The 21,133-nt window shown below is 52.5% G+C and carries 11 protein-coding genes; 5 read left to right on the plus strand and 6 right to left on the minus strand.

All coding sequences use genetic code 11. The features are described from left to right. Positions 1-49: 49 nt before the first annotated feature. From MKY48_RS23805 to MKY48_RS23815, 3 genes are read right to left on the minus strand one after another with little or no spacing between them, the layout of a single operon-like run. Complete coding sequence (locus MKY48_RS23805; protein ID WP_339291223.1) at positions 50-3,256, minus strand: AAA family ATPase; 3,207 nt, start codon at positions 3,254-3,256, stop codon at positions 50-52. Further along, complete coding sequence (locus MKY48_RS23810) at positions 3,253-4,560, minus strand: DNA repair exonuclease (RefSeq protein ID WP_339291224.1); 1,308 nt, start codon at positions 4,558-4,560, stop codon at positions 3,253-3,255. Before MKY48_RS23810 ends, MKY48_RS23805 begins: the two co-directional genes overlap by 4 nt. A gap of 9 nt (positions 4,561-4,569) precedes the next feature. Beyond that, positions 4,570-5,706 carry a glycosyltransferase family 4 protein gene (locus tag MKY48_RS23815; RefSeq protein ID WP_339291226.1) on the minus strand — a complete coding sequence of 379 codons (1,137 nt, stop codon included), beginning with the start codon at positions 5,704-5,706 and terminating at the stop codon, positions 4,570-4,572. A 112-nt stretch (positions 5,707-5,818) separates the two neighbouring features. Between MKY48_RS23815 and MKY48_RS23820 the strand changes: the two genes are divergently transcribed. Both MKY48_RS23820 and MKY48_RS23825 read left to right on the plus strand, forming a co-directional pair. Further along, a complete protein-coding gene (locus MKY48_RS23820; protein ID WP_339291228.1) occupies positions 5,819-6,982 on the plus strand; it encodes a GGDEF domain-containing protein in 1,164 nt (387 codons plus the stop codon). Positions 6,983-7,175: 193 nt separating this feature from the next. Then, positions 7,176-8,564 (plus strand): RsmB/NOP family class I SAM-dependent RNA methyltransferase, encoded by a 1,389-nt coding sequence (locus tag MKY48_RS23825; protein WP_339291230.1) that lies wholly within the window; start codon positions 7,176-7,178, stop codon positions 8,562-8,564. Between the two features lie 887 nt (positions 8,565-9,451). On the opposite strand, the gene MKY48_RS23830 is transcribed toward MKY48_RS23825, so the two are convergent. Beyond that, positions 9,452-10,255, minus strand: a complete 804-nt coding sequence (locus tag MKY48_RS23830; RefSeq protein ID WP_339291232.1) for a substrate-binding domain-containing protein — start codon at positions 10,253-10,255, stop codon at positions 9,452-9,454. 332 nt (positions 10,256-10,587) lie between these two features. Here MKY48_RS23830 and MKY48_RS23835 point away from each other — a divergent pair, with 332 nt between their 5' ends. The 3 genes from MKY48_RS23835 to MKY48_RS23845 all read left to right on the plus strand — a co-directional run bounded on the left by MKY48_RS23835 (position 10,588) and on the right by MKY48_RS23845 (position 13,549). Beyond that, positions 10,588-11,964 (plus strand): hypothetical protein, encoded by a 1,377-nt coding sequence (locus MKY48_RS23835; protein ID WP_339291234.1) that lies wholly within the window; start codon positions 10,588-10,590, stop codon positions 11,962-11,964. Positions 11,965-12,205: 241 nt separating this feature from the next. Next, on the plus strand, positions 12,206-12,775 hold the full coding sequence (locus MKY48_RS23840; protein ID WP_339291236.1) for a sigma-70 family RNA polymerase sigma factor: 570 nt from the start codon (positions 12,206-12,208) through the stop codon (positions 12,773-12,775). Between the two features lie 3 nt (positions 12,776-12,778). Beyond that, complete coding sequence (locus MKY48_RS23845) at positions 12,779-13,549, plus strand: anti-sigma factor (protein ID WP_339291238.1); 771 nt, start codon at positions 12,779-12,781, stop codon at positions 13,547-13,549. A 131-nt stretch (positions 13,550-13,680) separates the two neighbouring features. Here MKY48_RS23845 and MKY48_RS23850 read toward each other — a convergent pair whose 3' ends face one another. Then, complete coding sequence (locus tag MKY48_RS23850) at positions 13,681-13,905, minus strand: MbtH family protein (protein ID WP_339291240.1); 225 nt, start codon at positions 13,903-13,905, stop codon at positions 13,681-13,683. Next, complete coding sequence (locus tag MKY48_RS23855) at positions 13,889-21,130, minus strand: amino acid adenylation domain-containing protein (protein ID WP_339291242.1); 7,242 nt, start codon at positions 21,128-21,130, stop codon at positions 13,889-13,891. The genes MKY48_RS23850 and MKY48_RS23855 overlap by 17 nt, the downstream gene beginning before the upstream one ends. Between the last annotated feature and the right edge of the window lie 3 nt (positions 21,131-21,133).

The raw sequence follows: 21,133 nt of genomic DNA on the forward strand, positions 1-21,133 counted from the left end.
TTTCCCAAAGGTATGATAAACCTGCCCTTGGGAAGCCCCCTTCTTATGGCTACATCGTGATAAATTGTGCATTGGGTATGCGTTTCATGGTTTGATCTGCTACATGTCGATGACACGTCATCATCACGACTTGCCGGTCTTGCGACAATTCCGCGAGAAGCTCGAGCGCATGTCCGAGCCGTTCACCGTCAAAATTAACAAACAGATCATCAAGCAATAGCGGCAACCCCATCGCATGTGGCATCGATTGAATCAGACCGAGCCGCATCGCCAAATATAACTGTTCCGCCGTGCCGCGGCTTAGCCTGCTGCTCTCTACCAATTCACCAGTCGGGCGCTCTGCCAGCAGACTCTGATCTCCCATCCGCATGACCATCCGGCTGTACATGCCGCCGGTCAGTATGGAGAAGTAGCGGGAAGCCAACTGCAGCACCTGCGGCTGTTTCTCTTCCTCGTACATGCGGCGTGTACGTTTGATAAATTCGGTGGCCATCGAACGTACCGCATATTGCGAAACTAATTCCCTCAGGGCGGAGCGCTGCTCCTCCAACTGCTGCAGGGCGGAATCCTGGTTCCCCGCGGCTTCCAGTGACTCTCTCTCCTGAAGCAGCCGCCCCCGCCGTTCCTGAAGCTCGTCCCGAAGGTGGAGCACGGCGGATACGGCTTCCTCCTTCTTGAAACATTGAGCTTCAAGTTCCGCAGCATCCGTCAGCTCCAGCAACTGTTCAAGCTGCCGGCGACCCGCATCATCCCAGCCGCTGAACATGGTAATTTCGTGATGGCGGATCGTGCGTACAAGTTCCTCCCGGCGTTTCGCAGCAGCTCCCATACGAAGAAAGGTTTCTTCGTCTGCCGATTGAGACGATGCAATCAGAGCAGCTTTACGCAGCTGCAGCGCATCCCGCTCCTCTTCTATCGCAGCCCCCTCTTTGCGAAGCTCTTGAACACGCTCTGCAAGGACCTTCTTCTGTCTCGAATCCTCTTGATAGCTCTTCCATCTGGAATGTACGTTGCCGAGCTCAGCGACGGCTGGGATTCGGCTGCCGTTAGCGTCTCCCTGGGGATCCGCCGCAAAGATCTCATGGCATTGGATGATATAATCCTCCGCCTCTTTTAACAGCACATCCATTTTCAGGCCAAGTGATTTTTGCTGCCGGATCAGCTCCTGCCCCTGCTCAACCTTGACGAATACGTCCAGCATCACGTCAGGCGACAGACTCTGCGGGAGTGATATGGACATAAGCCAAGCCTCCCACTGCCGCTCCAGCTCCAAATATCGCTTCTCTTCCTGATCGATGGCGCCCTGAACTGTTTGTAATTCAACCTGTTGCAGCGCAGCCTTCTCCTCAGCCGCCGCACAATCGGACGTCAGTCGATCGAGCCGCTGCCGCCATGCTTGCCAGCCCTCCATCACGGATCGAAGCTCGCGCATCTGCGCCTCCACCATGAAGGGGTCGCGAGCCAGGACAACGTTTTTGTCCCTTCGACTGCCCGGGATCGTACTCACTGCTGCTGCCGCGTAAGGGGCAGAGACCAGCCTGGAATAGAGATGATCTATATGTTCCGTTCCCTGCCCGTCTAGATTATTGATCTCATTCGAAACCGTACCATGATCTTCCCGGTCACGTAGACCGCTCCAGAATACATAACTCATGCCGAGCAGCATCACGATGCCTGAGACCACGGCAGCTTCCGTGGTTGATGTCCATAGCAATACGGCTACCAACAGGAATGTCATAACAGCCATTCCCGCCAACAGAGCCGCGTACATCCGAGGCAATCGGCCCCTCCCCGACTGGCGTGTGGAAGCAGGTTCCGGCTGTGTCCGGGTCAATCTCCGTTCGCGCCAACGCTCGATCTCCAGCTGCAGCTGATTCCACAGGGCAGCGGTCTCCTGGGGCGCTGCCGGCTGAATCATGGCAAATGCCTCTTGTCCCCGATCCATTTCCTCGCGCAGCTGCCGCCTGGCTTCCCGCAGCGCCGATTCGGCTGCTGCCGCCGAACGCTGGGCCCCGCGCTGTTCAATGAACAGTGCCTCCATCCGGCGATCATACCCGGCAAAGGCCGCACTGATTCGCCGGACCTCCTCGCGCTCCGAAGCGGATACCGATAGAGTCAGCAGCTCTTGCCGGGTCCATGCCGGATCGATATCTCGGAGCAGCTGTTCCAGCCGGATCTCCTGAGACTTGTATTCAGCCGTAAGCTCGGCAAGCTCCCGGTTTGCGGTTTCATGCAGACTTCGTTTCGCCCACAGCTCCTCAATCTGTTCGCCATACTGTTCCATGAACGCATTAAGGGGGAGGGCTCTCAGCTTATCCTCCACGTCCTCGATCGCCCGCTCGACGCGGATTAACTGGGCGAGGAGAAGACGCTCTTCCTCCTGCATCTTTTCGTATCGGGTGATTCCATCCGGAGGAAAGTTGTCACTGTCCATCAGATCCTTGAGTTCCAACCTGGCCTCACGCCATTCCAGCCAGGCCGGACGAATGTCCTGCGCTTTTCGAAGCAGCGACAAATCCTCGGCGTCCCTGTTGCGATCCTGTTCCAGAAGATTCAACCGTTCCTGTATTTCCAGAATGGATGTAACGGTCTCGTTATAGCGGGAAACGTACATCTTGCTCTCCGAAACCTGGGTTCTTAAATGCTCGATGGATTGCAGCAGCTTGGCGGTATGCTGAACCTTTCCGCGCGGCTTATACAGCTTGTCCATCTCCTGGGACAACTTGCGTTCGGCTTCCAGTATATTAGCCCCGCCGCCGATTCCGGCATGAAACAGGTAACCGCTCATTTCGGCAGATTGCAGGCTGCTGATTTCCTGCAGCTCGCTTAACGAGATGGCAAACAGCTGACGAAACATATCCCTGGACACGCCGCCCAAGGCATATTGCTCCAGTTCCTGCTGTCCAAGCTCGATCACGATCCCGTTATCCGCTAGTTTATGAATATGTACGCGCTCGCCTCTGCCGGTGGCTGAATGTCCTTCTCTGGAACGGCTGTAGCGCCGGATCACCCAAGGCACTCCCTCCTTATCCAGAAAACGCAGCTCGCCGCCGTGTACGCCTTCCCCCGAAGGCTCGCCGCGTTCTGCCGGCGAGCCCTTCCCCGGGAATCCGTACAGCATGGCTCGGATAAAATACAGGACACTGCTCTTTCCCGCTTCATTCGGCCCATACAGCACGGTTACAGGGGCATCGATATCAAGGCTCTTGTCCCGGACAGCTCCGAAGCCTTGAATGTTCATCCGCTCTAGTCTCATGTTCCGACACCTTCCTCTTGCGAACGGTCGCGCAGCAATAAGCCTAAGGTCAGTTCCTCGGCTCTGCGAACCCATTCCAGCAGTTCCTCCGGATTAATCTCGTCCAGCAAGGAGCGGAGCTCCGCATGCTCCAGCAGAGGCTCCAAGCTCTTGGCAACAACCCCATCAGGATCTTGAACCCGTCCCTGCTCGCCTCGAACAAGACGAAGCAAGTCCCCTGCAAAGCTGTCTTCCGCAAGCAGCCTCTCTGTATCAATCGCGTCCCCGGATTGAAGGGAGAAACTCTCGATCCAGACGCATCCCCGATAGCCGCATGTCTGCCCCTTCGCAGCTTCTCTTCTCCGCAGATCGGTCAGCAGCTCATCGAGTACATATCCGCCTTCAAGCTGACGATGAACCGGACCTCGTCCCGTAATCCGAACGCGGATCATGCTAAGCCTATCCGCGTTCTCTCTGGCTATTTCGGTGAGAATGGATTCCAGTGAGCGTCTCCATTCATCGACATCCTGATAAGAATCAAGTGGCGCTTCAACGATGTGCCAGCGCATGGAATCGAACTCATGGAAGCTCAGCTTCGTGTTGAAGCTCCCATCCACATCAACGATATAACATCCCTTGGGTCCCGTCTCCCGGACATGACGTCCCTGGATATTGCCCGGATACACAATAAAAGGAGATTCCTGCAAAGTTCGACGGGAGTGAATATGCCCAAGCGCCCAGTAATGATATCCGGCCTGGATTAGATCCCTTTTCGTACAGGGTGCATAGGTTTCGTGATGGGGATCCCCATCCACGTTCGCGTGCAGAAGTCCGATATGGTAGAGACCGGATGACGGAGAAGGATAACGTATCGCAATATTATCGGTTACCTTCGAGGTCGGATACGACATCCCGGTAATGACCGCCACTTCTTGATGATCCGAGCGGCGAACGGCTGTTACGCTTGCAGGCTCCGCCCCAAACACATGGACATGGGGAGGCAGCGTCATAGTAAGCTTGGTGCTGTCCAGCGGATCATGATTTCCATGGATCACATATACCGCAATCCCTTCCGTTCCCAGACGGTTAAGGGACTCCAGGAATCGAAGCTGTGCGCGCAGCGAGATGTTGGAGCTATCATATATGTCCCCGCTGATGACGATAAAATCAACATGTTGGTCGATGGCGAGCTGCACGAGCCGCTCCAGCGCACGAAAGGTCGATTCCTGAACGAAAGACCGCAGGTTGTCATCGAGCCCGCTGATCCCGATAAACGGACTGTCCAGATGTAAATCCGCAGCATGCATAAATCGAAAAGAAGCCATAACCGACCCCTAACTCTCTATCGTAGGTTGAAATTTCAAATACATTTTTTTCAGTTCATTTACGGATCTGGACAGGGAGTATTGACTCTTCGCCTTATCCGAAGCGGTCCGGGCAAGCTCATAACGATAGAGCGGATCACTGATAACCTTCTCGAGCGCAACACTGAGTGCTATCGGATCCTCCGGCGGTACTAGCAAGCCGTTTACCCCATCCTCGATCTGCTCAGCGATGCCGCCGACATCGGTGCCTACCAGCGCAAGGCAACTAAGCGCCGCTTCAGCGAACACCGAGCCGAACGCCTCCGCTCTCGAAGGCAGGACAAAGATATCAAAGAACGGCATAAACTCCTCGGGATGCAGCGTATATCCGTAAAAAATCGTCTCCTGGTAGATGCCGAGTGTTTTGGCCATCTCCTCGAGCTCCTGTCGGGAAGGTCCGTCGCCGATAATATGAAGAACGTAATCATATCCTTTGCGTTTCAGTTCCGCGCAGGCTTGAAGCAGAATGTCCAATCCTTTTGCAGGTACCAGACGGCATACCGTAATCAACTGCGGCACCGCATTTTCATGAGGCACCGGTTTAAATCTTTTATCATCAAATCCGTTATGAATAACCCCGATTGATTCGGGCGTATTCACGTAGGGAGCCATATAATCCTTGAAGGAGTTCGACACCGTCAACAGACGGTCGCTGATATACTCAAGCTCCTTATATAAAGAGACCAGGAATCTGTGCTCCAGCCCTCCTTCTTTGATTCTTCCGTTCAGGATGAGCTCGCGCTCGTAACTGGAATGCACGGTTTGGATGAGCGGAACCTCAGGGAATACGGCTTTCATCGACATGCCTGCAATCGGATGATGACTATGGATAAGATCATAAGGCTTTTGAAGACGCAGACGTGTCCACCACAGGTAATCCCGGTAGGTTTGAAGGTATTTCGCTACAATCGCACTCCCTTCAAACTCTTTCCAATCAAAGGTATGGAATACCGGATCCTCCTGGCCTTTGTTGCGGATCCGCTTGGGCAGCCAGAACATCTCCATCTCCCAACGGGATGAATGAAAACGCTCCTGCAAATAAGGAATCATGGACGAGACGCCGCCTGGCTGTTCAGGAGGGAAGAATAATGCTTGAAGAAGTTTCATGGGGATCCCCCTTTCTCTAAATCTCTTTTCAGATTCATTGTTTTTCGCTATGATATATTAGAACATATGTTTCATACAAAGGAAACCTATCCCTACTCAGGAGTGAATCGATTTGTCCTATGAATTGAGTTACTGGTCCACTTCTCCACTACCTACCATATTTGCTGTATGCGGAGCTTATATCGCGCTTATGATGCTGATCATGTGTCTCTTTATGTACAGCAAGCAACGCAAGAATGCTTACATATATATGGCGGCAGCCTTCTTCTTCATTATGACATACGAGGGTCTGAACATCCATTCGGCTTGGAGTGGAAAATCTGTTTTTTCACCGGAATCGGACGTCCTTCGTTTCATTCAGCTTTTTTCGTTTGTCCTGCTGAACGTCTCGATTGTCATGCTGTACCGTAGAGTCAAGACCATGCATTATTGGCTTCCCTTGTTGTCAGCCCTACTTCTTATGCTTCCGCTCATTCTTCCCTCATTTCTTCCTAACACCTTGGACCCGATATGGCAAAGCATATATTTTGATGGTTTTCAGCTTGTTGCGCTCTATCTGGCTTATACCAAAGTCACGCCGCGGATCGGACAACCGATCAAATATGCGATTGGACTTGCCGTCTACGCTCTCTCGGCTATCCTGCAATCCATACATACCTATTCTGGCAGTCTGTCTCCTGCGCTTCAGGGACTCGCACTCGCCCTGCCGGTGCTTTTCTATAGCATCGTGTTCTTCATCCTGTTTAGACGCATTGTCGAGCTGATGCAGTCCATCTACCGGTCCGCCATTACGGATGGATTAACAGGACTGTACAACCGCAGGCATTTTATGAAGTATCTGGACCATTACGCGTCCCAGGAATTGAAGATATCCGCTATCTTCTGCGACATCGACAATTTCAAGAAGCTGAATGATACCCAGGGCCATGCCAGAGCCGATGAAGTACTGAAGCAGGTTGCCGCCATTATGGAGGAAGAGCTTGATGGTATCGGGATTACCGGCCGGTATGGCGGCGAGGAGTTGGTCGCCGTGGTGGTTGACCGCAAAGTCAAACCCGCGCAGGTCGCCGAGAACATCCGAGCCAGAGTGGCAAGCGAGAGCATCGTCACCATCAGTATCGGCTACAGCGTACTGCGCAAAGGCGTTCGCGGCGATGAACTCATGAAACAAGCCGATAAAGCGATGTATCATTCCAAAACAACCGGCAAAAACAAGGTATCCGATTACCGGTCCTTAAAAACCTCTTCAACCGAATCAACGGAATCCGCCGGATAACACTGGCGCAGGCTGCCCACTATATGAAGTGGGCGGTCTTTTTTTTGCTTGACATTTCTTTACTACGCCCTCGGCAACATGATAAACTAATGACCGATTCCTTAAAGCCAGAGAAGAAATGAACTCCGAACTGGGATTTCTTTTCCATACACTGCAGCATGTACCTTATTCTAAAGAAGGAGCAATATAACGAATGAGAAAGGAACTATTGCCTGTTGGCTTTGTCGCCAGCGTGAATGATATTCTTGGGGATGCCTCGTGCGATTTTTGGGACAGCTATGATTTCCCCCGCACCCACGGGCTGCGTCTTAACCGGCTGAAAGCGGTTCATGCCGCAGACAGCGTAAAAAAACTCATCCGGCAATTCGAGCTGACGCCAGTGCCCTGGTGTGATACCGGATACTATTATGATGAAAGCTTGCGTCCAGGCAAACACCCCTATCATGCCGCTGGACTATATTATATTCAGGAGCCCTCGGCAATGTCCGCAGTCGAGCTGTTGAATCCTCAGCCCGGAGAGACCATCCTGGATCTTGCGGCAGCTCCCGGCGGCAAGACAAGCCATATTGCCTCCAAGATGATGGGCCAGGGACTGCTTGTCTCCAATGAGATCCACCCCGAACGGGCGCGGATTCTTGCCGAGAACGTGGAACGTATGGGAATCATGAATACAGTCGTTACGAGTGCGGCACCGGATCAGCTATCCCGCCGTTTCGTTGCCTGCTTTGACCGGATCATGCTCGATGCGCCATGCTCCGGTGAAGGCATGTTTCGAAAGGATGCCACAGCGATTGAGGAATGGTCGCCTGAGCATGTGGATCTGTGCGTCGCCCGGCAGTGGGACATTGTCCAGGAGGCGTACCGGATGCTCAAACCGGGAGGAACTCTGGCTTATTCCACCTGTACATTCAACACGGCCGAGAATGAAGAGATGATTGAGCACATTCTTTCACAGTATCCCGATATGGAGCTGCATGAAATGAAGCGCTTGTGGCCCCACTTGGAACGGGGGGAGGGGCATTTTGTTGCTATCTTGGTCAAATCGGCGGCTGCCGGAGCTTTACATGAAGACCTCGGTTACTCTGAGGGCAGCAGTAAATCTCCCACAAAATCAAATCGAGGCAGCAAACAAACGCCTGCGCCTTCCGCTCTGGCTGAATATCAGGCTTGGGCGAAGCAGGACATCCCTGGATTTGAGCTTAACGGTGGCACTCCGATATTGTTCGGTGAGGAGCTGTACTGGCTTCCGGTCAGCGAGAGTTTGACATGGAATGACAAACAGCTAAAGGGATTGAAGATGCCGCGCGCAGGTCTGCATCTGGCTCATCTGAAGAAGAACCGCATCGAACCGGCGCATGCCCTTGCTATGTCCTTGCATCCTGGCCAAGCTGTCCGCAGCTGGGATCTGCCTTCAGATTCTGCCGAGGCAGCTGCTTATTTGCTGGGAGAAGTAATCTCCATTCCTTCCGAATTCCGGGGATGGACGTTGGTAACCACGGATGGATTATCTCTGGGTTGGGGCAAAGCCAGCGGCGGACAGCTCAAGAATCACCTGCCCAAAGGCTTGCGCAAACCCAAGTGACGCCCATTTCTAAAACCCATACAGAACCGTACAGATCGAAACCATCGTTAAAACGGATAAGCTTCCGAATCCAGCAGTCTGATTAAATATGTACAAAGGGGCCATCTCTCTGCAACAACATGCAGGGAGTATAGCCCCTTTATCATTTATAAAACTTTATCTGGCCATCCAATCTAATCAAAAATCATAAGCTGCGTCTTTGGTCTCCTGGATCGCGGACACCACATTCAAAAGCATTACCGTGTCTTCGACCAGACGCTCAATCATGAGGGCATCTGCCGCCATGTCTCAGCTACATAGCGGGTATCCCCCTCATATTCCCGATAATCCCGGCCATCGCCAAGAACAAGGTTGTATTCAGCTAAATCCAGCAAGATCATCTCGGCATCCGGATATTTATCGCGAGCCAGCTAACAGCGTATAATTCATCGCCGTTGGTACTGGAAATGGAAAAGGTCAGGGGATCAGCGGCGAAGGCGATACTGCTGACGGAGAACATATAGAGGCAGAGGCTGAAGATACATTTTAATTAAGTGAACCCCGTTAAGGTAGATATTGTTGGAAACCCATATGGGAAACCAATGATACTTTAGGGGGGATTTTATGAGGAACAAGCCATTAGACCAACGCCGTGTGGACCGTGATTCCGCTATTTGTAAGCAAAGGTGCTAAACATAATGTTAAGCGGACACGGGTTCCACTATGGCCGGCATATCACAGCAAAAACAGGGAGAAGCCAAGAATAACGGATTCTGTGTCCGCGAATCCTTGAATTTGGTACAGTTGTTGGGAAATAGCGGATCTCCTGTCCGCATACATCAGTGCACACTGCCCATCAATTGTCCGACGTTTACATTATTGAATCGGTATTATCTTAAGGCTCATCCTTACTTCCAGCCCCATTTTTGAAAGATTTGATGAGATTCTTCCGTTCTTAAATAATCAATAAATTGCTGTGCTTCTTTTTTCTGATCGGTGATTTTCGTCAGGGAGATCGGCGTTCCACGATAGAGCTTTTCTTCTTCGGGTAGTTCGACCAGGCAGGTCACATCCTGGAGCCGGTAATGCCACGATTCATAGGTAATCCAGGCGTCCAGGCTGGAATCCGATTTCCATCGTTCAATGGCTTCGACACTCGACTTTACAGAAAGGTTAATATTTTGGGAAATGCCTTCGATCAGCCCTTTTCTGCCTGCCAGGTCTTCCCACAGGCCAAGCTGGCCAGCCCCATTCACATCGAGTATTTTCACTCCCTTTTTCGTTAAATCTTCAAGGTTTGCAATCTTCTTAGGATTTCCTTTCCTCACCAATATTCCTGCAGCACGCGGGTAAAGCTCCGTTCTTGATTTAGTGTCAATGATTTCGGGGTGGTTGAAGATGAAGTCCTGCAGCATATACTCGGAGCCACCGAAAATAATATCTGCATCTTGCTTTGCCTGGCCGATCCAATTGCCCTCTGGTCCGGCTGTTACTTCTACCTCGATTCCCGTTTCAGCTGAAAAATGTTCAGCAGCTTCCTTGATCGGTCCAAGTGGTCCGCCCGGTCCGTACACCCGGATGACATGATCACTTTGGCTGGAATTTGGTGTCGCCTGGGACGCCGGCTTAGGATCCATTTCTGCATAGGCTGACAATCCCGCAGCCGTAATGACAAAGAGCAGTAGAGCTGATAGGAGCACGGTCTTCTTCATGATTCTTCCTCCATTTCATACATGATATTTACCGGTATTATTAAAGGAAACGAAGGGAGGCTGTATACGGTTTGATTATAGTTGCAAAACAGTTCGAAAGTTTCATAAATCTATTGAAAATTAGTCTGGTGAAGAATAAATAAAGGAACCTTCGCTGAATTAACAAATTATCCACAAATAGGGGTCCTGTCATTTAAACATAAATAAAGAAGAAGCTCATCACTTGCTCACATTTATTAGACAAAATCATTTATATATTTTTTTCGAACCGCTAAGACATTTCGTTCGTTAGCTGATATGAGATGTATTTTTATCCTATGGGAGGTTGTTTGATGATAATCAAAAATCGATTTGTCACCGTGCTATTCAGTCTGGTTATTTGCGCAGGATTTGTTCTGCCAGTAACCAGTGCATCCGCCGCAGAAGGGAAGTTCACAGTGAAATCCGATGTGGATACAGCAAGAGAGCTCGGTCTGCTCCAAGCAGACGGAAACAGTGTCAATGCCGACTTTTTAGCTAAAAAATCAACGAGACTGCAGGCTGCAATCACTTCACTCCTTCTTCAGGGCTACTTGGAGGAAGCCCTTTCTTACAAAGGAAACGGCAATTTTAAAGATGCTGCCCTTGTCGACACTGAAAACCAGGCTATCCTGTCTTACCTCAAAAACCACCCGGAGCGTGGATGGGCAGGCACAACGGGAAACATGTTCGACCCATTAGCCGAAATCAGCGCCCAGCAATTTTATAAAGTACTACTGGAGGTCCTTGGATACGGGGTTGGGAAAGATTTTAATTATGCGGATACTCTATCGTTTGCAGCCTCTAAAGGCCTTATGCAAATTGCCAACGCAGCCACTCTGACGAACACCGATATTGCAACGGCGCTTGTGGAAGGATTGTCAGCGACGTCAGCCAGAAACAATACGCTGTTTTCTGAGCTTCAGGAGCGTAAAGTGCTCCCAGCCGACGCCAAGCTCCCTTCGGGCGAGCGGATTACGCTGCGTAGTGACGCCAAGCTGGGTACATATTTTGCCGATAAGACAGGACGCACGCTTTATTTCTTCACCAAAGACGCCGAAAATACGAATGCCTGCCAAGGTAAATGCATCGAAAACTGGCCGCTTTTCTACTCAGAGGATCTGCAGATTCCCGCAGAGCTGAATGCCGCTGACTTCTCCGTATTGACCCGTACGGACGGCACCAAACAGCTGACATACAAAGGCTGGCCCCTCTATTATTTTGCAAAAGATATGGCAGGTGGCGATATAAAAGGAGAAGCATTTGAAGGCGTCTGGTTCGTCGCCAAGCCTGATTATACCGTTATGCTCGGGACTTCTTCCAAGCTGGGCAACTATTTGACTGACGACCATGGGCGTACACTATATTACTTCGATAAGGACGTACCGCAAACAAGTACATGCGAAGGCAAGTGCATCGACAATTGGCCTGCTTATATGGCTGCCGGAAACAGTGTGCCTACAGGAATCGCTAGCTCCGACTTCAGCACGATCACCCGTTCGGACAGTCGCAAGCAGTTGACGTACAAAGGGTATCCGTTATACTACTTCGCCAAGGATCAAGAGCACGGCGCAACCTCCGGACATGATTTCAACCAGCTTTGGTTCGTAATCGATCCGGCCAAATTCGACGGGACAACGGCCGCAAAAGCTTCCGGAGCGCCAGCAGCACCGGGATCAAGTAATTTGTAAAAAAAATTTGAACTTTCCATTAACGGGAATGGAAATTTTCTTGTTAACGCAACGATAGGCCCCATTCAGGATTGAAAACAGTGATGGGTCTCGGTAAGGCGGGCTGACAACCTGGTCAGGCACAGTAACGCACAGCTCGAGGCTGGATCATAATTGTCTCAAATGGCAATCGGTTCCTGGTTGCCATTTTTTTTGATAGGATAAAAATAGAGCTTTGAATGAACTCACCTGGAGGCACGGTATGCAGAATCTTTCCGATTATGAACTCATGCTTCTAATAAAATGCAGGCAACACAATGCTTTATCCATCTTGTACGACCGGTATTCAGCGCTCGTCTATTCCTTTGCGCAGAAAGCGATCGGGGACGAATCGGCTGTGAGGGAAATCGTGCAGGCCGTCTTCCTTCGTCTGTGGACCACCCAATCCGCTTACGATCCGGATAAAGGCCGATTTACTAGCTGGCTGTTAACCATTACGCGCAATATAACGATAGATTATCTTCGTAAGAGAAGAAGAGGTGAGGCAGAAGTCGTTTTTTTCGATTTGGAAAAGTTGAAGCGGATTCCCGACGAAGTTGCGGCCTCACCGGAAGACAATGCGATTCGTGAATCGGAGAAGGAGCAACTCCTCGCCGCTTACCGGCATTTGTCGGAGCAGCAAATTCAACTGCTTGAGCATTTTTACTGGCAGGGCTACAGCTTAAGCGAGTTGGCCGCAATCTATAACCAGCCGCTTGGAACAATCAAGAGCCGTCTACATCAAACATTGAAAGTATTGCGCAGGTATTTGGCCTCGGAAAGGGAGGAATGATGTATGCATGAGGAAGAACAGCCAACAACCATTTGCGGCCTGATTCTGGACTATGTTGCCGGGAGTTGTAAATATGGGGAAAAACTGGTCTTCGAGCGTCATCTGCCCTACTGTGACAGCTGCCGTTCGGAAATTGCTGAACTTCGTACGGTTTGGGAGGCGCTTCCGTCCGATATGGAACGATTGGAGCCCCCAAGTGATTTAAAACAACAAGTGATGGATGCCGTATTGGCGGCAGAGCCTTCACAGAACCATGATAACGTATCCGCCCGCAAAAGACGCATAGCGATTCATCGGATTCCAGCGAGTGTTATCGTTGCTGTCTTACTGGCCATTGTCCTCACCAGCTCCGTCTGGAACTACCTTCTGTATCAAAAACGAATCACGACAAGTCCCGCTTCCCTGGAGCAGGCACTGACTGTTCCAGCGGCCACAATCGAACGACTGATTCCGCTTAATCCGCAAACCGCCGCCCCTAGTGATGCTTACGGAATCGCTGGCGTGGTCGAAAACGGGCAATCCAAGCAATTCGTCGTCTATGTTTTCAAGGCAAAGGCCACAATCGGCAACGAAGCATATCAGGTCTGGCTTATCCGGGATAACAAGCGTAAGAGCGCGGGTACGTTTCGCGTCGACGACAAGGGGGTAGGCATTCTGTCAATGCCGGTTGCTTCCGAGGAGAGCCTCGCCTTCGACGGTATTGGCATCACGCTCGAGCCTGATGACCGCGGCAATCTGCCTCGCGGCACTAAAATGTTCAGCTCAACCCTGTAACAGCAACGCGGGTATTCAGGAATATAAAAGGAGCTAAACTCTTCAGCTTAGCTCCTTTTTTTCTATATTGGTTTGCAGATACATATGAATTATATCTTGTTCGGGTTAGAGTTCAGCCAGGTGCTCCTAGCCTATGTTCTGCTGACTGACGGCTCGGTGTTAGCATACAAGCTTCGTTGCCGCAGATCAACCCAGTTCTCGTTGATAAAGGCCACGCATTCCTCCCGCGTGCTAAGTCCAAAAGCCGGTGTCCAGCCGTTTGGAACAGCCGCGAAATCCGGCCAGAGCGAATATTGCCCCTCATGGTTCACCAGTACAAGAAACTTGCCGTCGACTTGCTCAAAAGGATTGGTCATGGATAAGTTCCCTCCTCTCCAATGTGGTCTGCCCTCGGGGTACAGCTGCCTCCAGCTTGCTTAGAATACACTTGCCGATATAGTCCAGAGGACCCGGCTGGCATAGATCCTTATGTCGGCATGCGATATCATGCCGTTCAATTCGCCCTCCAACATAAGGGCTCCACATCTCCGGTTCGATGGGCTCGAACCAATCGGGGATGATGGTCGAGTGGAAAAATATTATATCCCCCTCAAACTTCTTCGGAACGAACGCCTTCAACAGCTGAACCGAGTTCTCATAAGTCGCCTTCAGATTCATCATCGTCTCTTCCTCCAAGGACGCCAGCGCACTGCTCTCATTACGCAGCAATTCCAGCGCTGTCGCTATAGTTAGCGGTGTGTCTCCAAGCCCCTCTTCAATGCTTTCCCTGTCAAAGCCGCCAAGCGCCAGCAGCGCGGTCAAAGCCTCATCTTCGTCGGGGTTTTCCTTGATCGGCAAATAATGACTTGGGTAAGCATCCAGTATGGCTAGCAATTCAATGTCTTCACCCGCCTCCTGCAGCTGTACCGCAATCGACTGAGCGACATTGCCGCCCAGAGACCATCCGAGCAGCCGGTATGGCCCTCTTGGTTGAAGGGAACGTATATGGTCGATATAGTCTGTCGTCATCTCTTCCAGTGATTTCGGCAGCTCCTCTACTTGCGCTATCCCCCTCGCCTGTAAGCCGTAAATCGGATAATCCATGCCGAGATGCTTCATCAAGCCGGCATAACACCAGCTTAGTCCTCCAGCCGGATGTACGCAGAACAGCGGGATTTGACTTCCGTGCGCCCGAAGCGGAAGCACAACCTGCAGCGCACTGGTACCACCACCCATTTCAAGCTTGTCGACAAGGCCCGCTACCGTAGGGGACTCGAATAAAGCCGCTATGCTTAACTCTTTTCCAAGCGCTTCGCGAACCCGGCTGATAAGCCGGACAGCCAATAACGAATGGCCGCCGAGCTCGAAGAAGCCGTCATCGATACCCACCCGTTTGACTCCCAATATCTCGGCAAACAACTCGCATAACACTTCTTCCTGCGGGGTTCGTGGATGGCGTCCATCTGCATCGAACGCCATATCGGGAGCCGGCAGCGCTTTGCGATCGAGCTTTCCGTTAGGCGTAAGCGGCAGCTTGTCCATAAATACGAACGCCCCGGGAACCATGTAATCAGGAAGCATCGAGGCGGCATAACGGCGCAACTCTGCACCTGAAGACAGCTCACAACTGGGCTTGCTCACAACATAAGCCACAATCCGCCGATCTCCTGGCTGGTCCTCACGCACAATGACAGCCGCCTGCGCGAGTGCCTCATGGCGAATGAGGACCGATTCGATTTCACCAAGCTCGATCCGGAAACCCCGTATTTTCACCTGATGATCGGACCGTCCCAAATAATCCAGCGTACCGTCAGCCTGCCGTTTCGCCAAATCGCCGGTTCGGTACATTCTTGTCCCAGGCGGACCATACGGATCTGCCACAAACCGGTCGGCCGTCAGGTCGGGTCGTCCCCAATACCCCCGCGCAAGTCCTGCGCCGGCGACATACATCTCTCCGGTTACGCCATACGGAACGGGCCGAAGCTTGGCATCCAGGACATATACTCTGAGATCCGGTATGGCTTCTCCGATCATGCTGCCGGCTCCCGGCAACGCAAGGTTCCGGTTCAATTCCATATAGCTGACATGTACGGTTGTTTCCGTAATGCCGTACATGTTGATCAGGCGCGGGGCATCGTCGGCATGACGCTCATACCAATCCGCAAGCCGTCCGAGCTCCAAGGCTTCACCGCCAAATACAACGTACCTGAGCGACAGTTTCTGCCCCATCCCCGCCTGATCTCGATCCGCCTGAATCAACGGATAGAACGCCGAAGGCGTCTGATTCAGCACCGTCACACCTTCTCGGACCAGCAAGCTCAACATGTCATCCGGCGATCTGCTGATCGTATGCGGAACAACGACGAGTCGGCCACCGTACAAGAGCGGTCCCCATAATTCCCATACCGAGAAATCAAAGGCATACGAGTGGAATAATGTCCATACATCTGTCTCATCAAATTGAAACCAATTCGCGGTAGAATCAAACAACCGGATGACATTCTGGTGCGGTACAAGCACGCCCTTCGGTTTGCCGGTAGACCCGGAGGTATAAATGATATACGCGGCACTCTGCGGGGTAAGCGGCCTGTGACGCTCATGGTCGCTTGGATTTTCTTTAGAATAACGCTGCAACCGTAAAGCTTGCTCGGACTCATCGATCACGATGCATCTGATGTTTGCCGATCCCGGCAGCCGATCCAGCACATGAACACTCGTAATGAGACATACCGGACAAGCGTTCTCCATCATGTAAGCCAGTCGATCCTCCGGGTACTCCGGATCCAGCGGCAGGTAAGCGGCCCCCGCCTTAAGTACAGCCAATATGCCGATAACCATGTCCATCGAACGCGGCAAGGCGAGTGCTACGATCTGATCCGTACCGACGCCTGCTGCAATCAACCAGTGAGCAAGCCGATTAGCACGCTCATTCAGCTCCTCATAACTCAGAGACAATCCATCATGGACAATCGCGACCGATTGAGGCGAGCGGCTGACCTGCTCCTCAAACTGCTGGGGCAAGGTTGCCTGCTTAGTGACAGGCAGCGGAGCGCTCCACTGTCGACGGATTTCCTCACGCTCATGAACGGTTAATATATCAAGTTGACTGATGGTTTTACTTGGTTCAATGGCAGCACTCTCCAACACGCGCACATATCGCTCCGCCATCGCTTCTGCCGTTCTGCGCTCAAACAAATCTGTACTGAATTCGATTAAACCGTCCACTCCGTCAGGTTCGCCGTTCATATCCCGCCGCTCTGTCAGCTCGAAGGTTAGGTCAAACTTCGCCGTACCTACGCTTTGCAGCTGCAGCTTTGAGCTGACTCCCGGCAGCTCAAGCGAAGTTTCCGGCGTATTTTGCAGCACGAGCATCACTTGGAAAAGCGGATGTCTCGCCCGGGAACGCGGCGGGTTCAATGTCTCGACAAGCCGCTCGAACGGCACATCTTGGTGCTCGAAGGCGGCCAGGCTCCTCTCCCGTACCTGTTGCAGCAGCTCGTCGAATGGTGGGTCATCCGACGTGTCTACACGAAACACAAGCGTATTGATGAAGAAACCAATCAATTGATCCAAACTGTCGTCGTTCCGGCCCGAGACCGGACTGCCGATCGGAATGTCCGTACCTGCACCCAGATTCGTAAACAGCGCCGCCATCGCAGACTGAAACACCATAAATAATGTCGCTCGATTGCTCTGCGCGAGCGTATTCAGCTGCTGATGCAGTTCACGCGAAATCGGAAACGACACGCTTCCGCCCTGATAGCTGGCGACAGCTGGCCTCGAATAATCGGTGGGCAGCTCCAATTGCTCCGGTAAATCGCAAAGCGCCTCGGTCCAATAGTCCAGCTGACGGGCGATCAAACTGCTCTTATCGCCCGAGCTGCCAAGAAGCTTCTCCTGCCAAACGGCATAATCTGCATATTGGACCGGTAACGGAGACCATTCTGGTTCACTCCCTTGAAACCGTGCGGTATAGGCATCTGATAGATCTCGTGTCAGGGGAGTAAGCGACCAGCCGTCTCCCGCTATATGATGCAGCAGCAACAGCAGAACATACTCTTCGTTATCCAGCTTGAACAACTCTACCCGCAGCGAGGTTTCGGTGGCAAGCTCGAATGGGTGCCTGACGGCTTCGGCCAATCGATCAGGCAGCTCCGACTCGCTGATTTCGGTCACCATCAGTTCCGGTCGTGCCTCCTCGGCGTCCAGGATGTGTTGATAGGAAGTCCCCTCTTGATCCGGGTAAACTGTGCGCAGCGATTCATGACGAGCCGTCACATCCCCCAGCGCCATTCGCAATGCGTCCACATCAAGCTCACCTGACAAGCGAGCCACAAGCGGAATATTATAGGTCGGACTCGGACCCTCCAGACGATATAAAAACCATAACCGCTGCTGGGCAAAAGATAACGGCAGATGCTTGGTCCTCATCACGGGACGCACAGCCTGTCTGGCCGCTTGCGCATAATCAAGCCGCTTGACGAGACTCGCGACCGTCGCTGCTTCAAACAGACTTCCCATGCTAAGCTCCACGCCAAAGGCCTCCCTGACACGTACCATCACCCTGCCGGCAAGCAGGGAATGGCCACCGAGGGCGAAGAAATCATCATCAATGGTAACCCGCGGTAACCCGAGCACCTCGGCAAAAATCGTGCAGAGCATTTCTTCCTGGGGTGTCCGCGGCATGCGGCCGACTGTCAACGGATGCTCCGGCGCAGGCAGCGCCTTGCGATCCACCTTTTTGTTCGGCGTTAACGGCAGCGCGTCGAGTGCCACGATAACAGACGGCACCATGTACTCGGCCAGTTTCTCTGCGGCATAATCCCGTAACTCTGCCATATTGATGAGGCTTGAAGCAGATGGAGACGGTACGATATAAGCAACGAGGCGTCGATCACCAGCCCGATCCTCACGGATGATGACACAGGCCTGCTCCACCTGGTGATAAGCCACAAGCACGGACTCAATCTCTCCCGTCTCGATACGGAAGCCGCGCAGCTTGATCTGATGATCGGCACGCCCCAAATAATCAATCCAACCATTCTCCAGCCAGCGGGCAAGGTCGCCTGTTCGGTACATCCGGGATCCGGACGGACCAAAGGGATCCGCTACAAATCGTTCCGCCGTCAAGTCGGGTCTTCCCAGATACCCCCGGCCAAGCCCCGAACCTGCAATATACAGCTCACCTGTTACACCTGGCGGAACCGGCGAGAGTGAAGAATCCAGCACATACAGTCTCGTATTCCACACCGGTCCCCCAATGGATGGCTTGTCCCGTTCATGATCAAGCTTCGCCGCCGTCGAATAAATCGTTGTCTCCGTCGGTCCATATTGATTATTCACTTCACAGTTAAGATCTTGCAGCGCAAGCTTAAGACCGACAGGCAGCGCGTCGCCCCCTGTGATGACTTTCAGACGCTCAAAATTTTCTGGACGGCAAGCGACAATGGACTGCCATAACGTCGGGGTCGCCTGCATGATGGTCGCCCCTGTTTCCCGAATTCTGCCTATGAGCGCCTCTGCATCGAGAATGGTATCCCGCATCACGATGTCGAGCGTCGAACCGGATGCTAGCGGCAGCAGCACCTCCATTACCGAGATGTCGAATGACATCGTGGTAACCGACAACCAGCGATCCCGCTCCCCGATCTCCAATCGCTCGCGCATATCCGATAGCAGATTGGCAAGTCCTTCGAACGTGAGCAGGACGCCCTTGGGCCGTCCTGTGGATCCGGATGTATAGATAACATAGGACGGGTGAAGCGGCAGCAGCGGATGTATGCGATCAGCATCGACAGGATTATGAAACGCCTGCTGCTCCAATTGCTTGTGGGTAGCCGGCGCATCCAGCACAATCACGTCCTTGTTTTTCATGACAGCTGCGAAATTTCCAGCCAGCTCCTGTGTTGTGATCAAACACGCCGGCTTCGCATCTTCAAGCATATAGGCGATCCGTTCGTCCGGATAATCCGGATCTAACGGCAAGTAAGCCGCTCCAGCCTTATGCACGGCCAGGATCGCAACGATCATGTCCGCCGAACGGGGCAGGGAAAGGGCAACGATTCGTTCAGGACCTACTTCACGGGCAATAAGTAAGCGAGCCAGGCGGTTCGCTCGTCTGTTTAGCTCCTCGTAACGAAGGGTTAACCCTTCGCATACCACCGCCTCCGCCTGCGGGGTGCGTGTCACCTGCTCCTCGAATAATTCCGGTATGCTTAACTGTGGTAAGGGACGAGCCGTATCATTCCATTGAAAAAGCACCTTGTCGCGTTCTTCCGGCAAGATAAAGGCCACGCTTCCTACAGAATGGGCCGGCTCCGCTTCGGCCAAGTTGTCCAGCAAATACAAATAGCGTTGTAAATGGGACTCTAACTCCTCCAGGGTATAGATTAAGGGATTGGCGTCCATATCGACTCTCAGCCCGTTCCCATTCGAACTATCCAAACTTCCATATACGTTCAAGGTCAAGTCATCCACCGGTCCGGAAGCCAGGTTACGAACGCTGCCGCCGAAACCACCAAAGTTCAATTCCGAAGCAAAGGGCATCACATTCACGAGTGGTCCAAATAACCTGCGGTTATCGGCGGGCAGCTTGAGATCGCGCCGGATGTCCTGATGCCTGTAGCGCTGATGCCGCTTGATCTCGCGAACCTCCCGTGCGACCTGCTGCAGCAGGTTGATCAGACTCATATCGGGCCTTATGTGCGCCCGGAGCGGCAGCACATTCATGACCATCCCTGGTATACGGATGGAGGCCGAACCTAGGCGACCCATCACCGGCAATCCAAGCACAACATCCTCAGCACCTGTTATACGGTGTATATATAAGGCCATTGCAGCCGCAATTACATCTGGCCAGCTTGTCCCTGATGCTTGTGCAACCTCCTGTAAGCGATGGATCGAAGATTCGGGAAGCTGCACCGATCGGCGCAGGAAGCTGCGTGCCGAACGCTGTGCCTGACCGCCTAAGCTGACGACCTCCGGCTCATCGACAAAGCGCCGTAGCCAGAATTCACGATCCGAGTTGAGCTGCTGCGACATGCGGTATGACGTATCTTCTTCCAGGATCGTACGAAACCTGCCGAACGCTCCTATGCCGGAAGATACTCCGCCCGCCAATTCCGTGTAGACTTGGGAAACTTTTTGCAGCAGAAGCGATACGCCGAACCCATCGATTACGATATGATGAATGCGTTGGTACCAATAGTAGCGATCGGCAGCGATCTTGAACAGCGCCTCCGTAAACAAAGGCCCTCGGCTCAGATCGACCGCTTGGGCAAGATCATGTTCCATCCAGCTTTGGGCAGCATGATGGGGATCCTTCTCCCCGCTGACATCCAGCACATGGAGGACCCAGTCCGGAGATGGATCGATCGACTGCCAAGGCCCGTCCACATCTTCGCCGAAGCGAACATGCAATGCATCCGCCTCCACGACCACTTGACGTAAGGCCCTCTCGAACAGAACCGGGTCTATAGGTCCTCGTATTTCAATGCATTCCGCCGTGTTGAATATTGGATTGACCGGGTCAAGCTGCTGGGCGTACCAAATCCCCAGCTGCGCTCCGGACAGAGACCAGCGCTCCTTCTCCCGCTCAAGCATATC

The organism is Paenibacillus sp. FSL W8-0187 (assembly GCF_037969755.1).
Taxonomy (GTDB): domain Bacteria; phylum Bacillota; class Bacilli; order Paenibacillales; family Paenibacillaceae; genus Paenibacillus_AQ.

Bases quoted from the DNA above. Each gene is read 5' to 3' on its own strand.
- MKY48_RS23805 (WP_339291223.1), bottom strand. From the start codon at position 3,256: ATGAGACTAGAGCGGATGAACATTCAAGGCTTCGGAGCTGTCCGGGAC.
- MKY48_RS23810 (WP_339291224.1), bottom strand. From the start codon at position 4,560: ATGGCTTCTTTTCGATTTATGCATGCTGCGGATTTACATCTGGACAGT.
- MKY48_RS23815 (WP_339291226.1), bottom strand. From the start codon at position 5,706: ATGAAACTTCTTCAAGCATTATTCTTCCCTCCTGAACAGCCAGGCGGC.
- MKY48_RS23825 (WP_339291230.1), top strand. From the start codon at position 7,176: ATGAGAAAGGAACTATTGCCTGTTGGCTTTGTCGCCAGCGTGAATGAT.
- MKY48_RS23830 (WP_339291232.1), bottom strand. From the start codon at position 10,255: ATGAAGAAGACCGTGCTCCTATCAGCTCTACTGCTCTTTGTCATTACG.
- MKY48_RS23835 (WP_339291234.1), top strand. From the start codon at position 10,588: ATGATAATCAAAAATCGATTTGTCACCGTGCTATTCAGTCTGGTTATT.
- MKY48_RS23840 (WP_339291236.1), top strand. From the start codon at position 12,206: ATGCAGAATCTTTCCGATTATGAACTCATGCTTCTAATAAAATGCAGG.
- MKY48_RS23845 (WP_339291238.1), top strand. From the start codon at position 12,779: ATGCATGAGGAAGAACAGCCAACAACCATTTGCGGCCTGATTCTGGAC.
- MKY48_RS23850 (WP_339291240.1), bottom strand. From the start codon at position 13,905: ATGACCAATCCTTTTGAGCAAGTCGACGGCAAGTTTCTTGTACTGGTG.
- MKY48_RS23855 (WP_339291242.1), bottom strand. From the start codon at position 21,130: ATGCTTGAGCGGGAGAAGGAGCGCTGGTCTCTGTCCGGAGCGCAGCTG.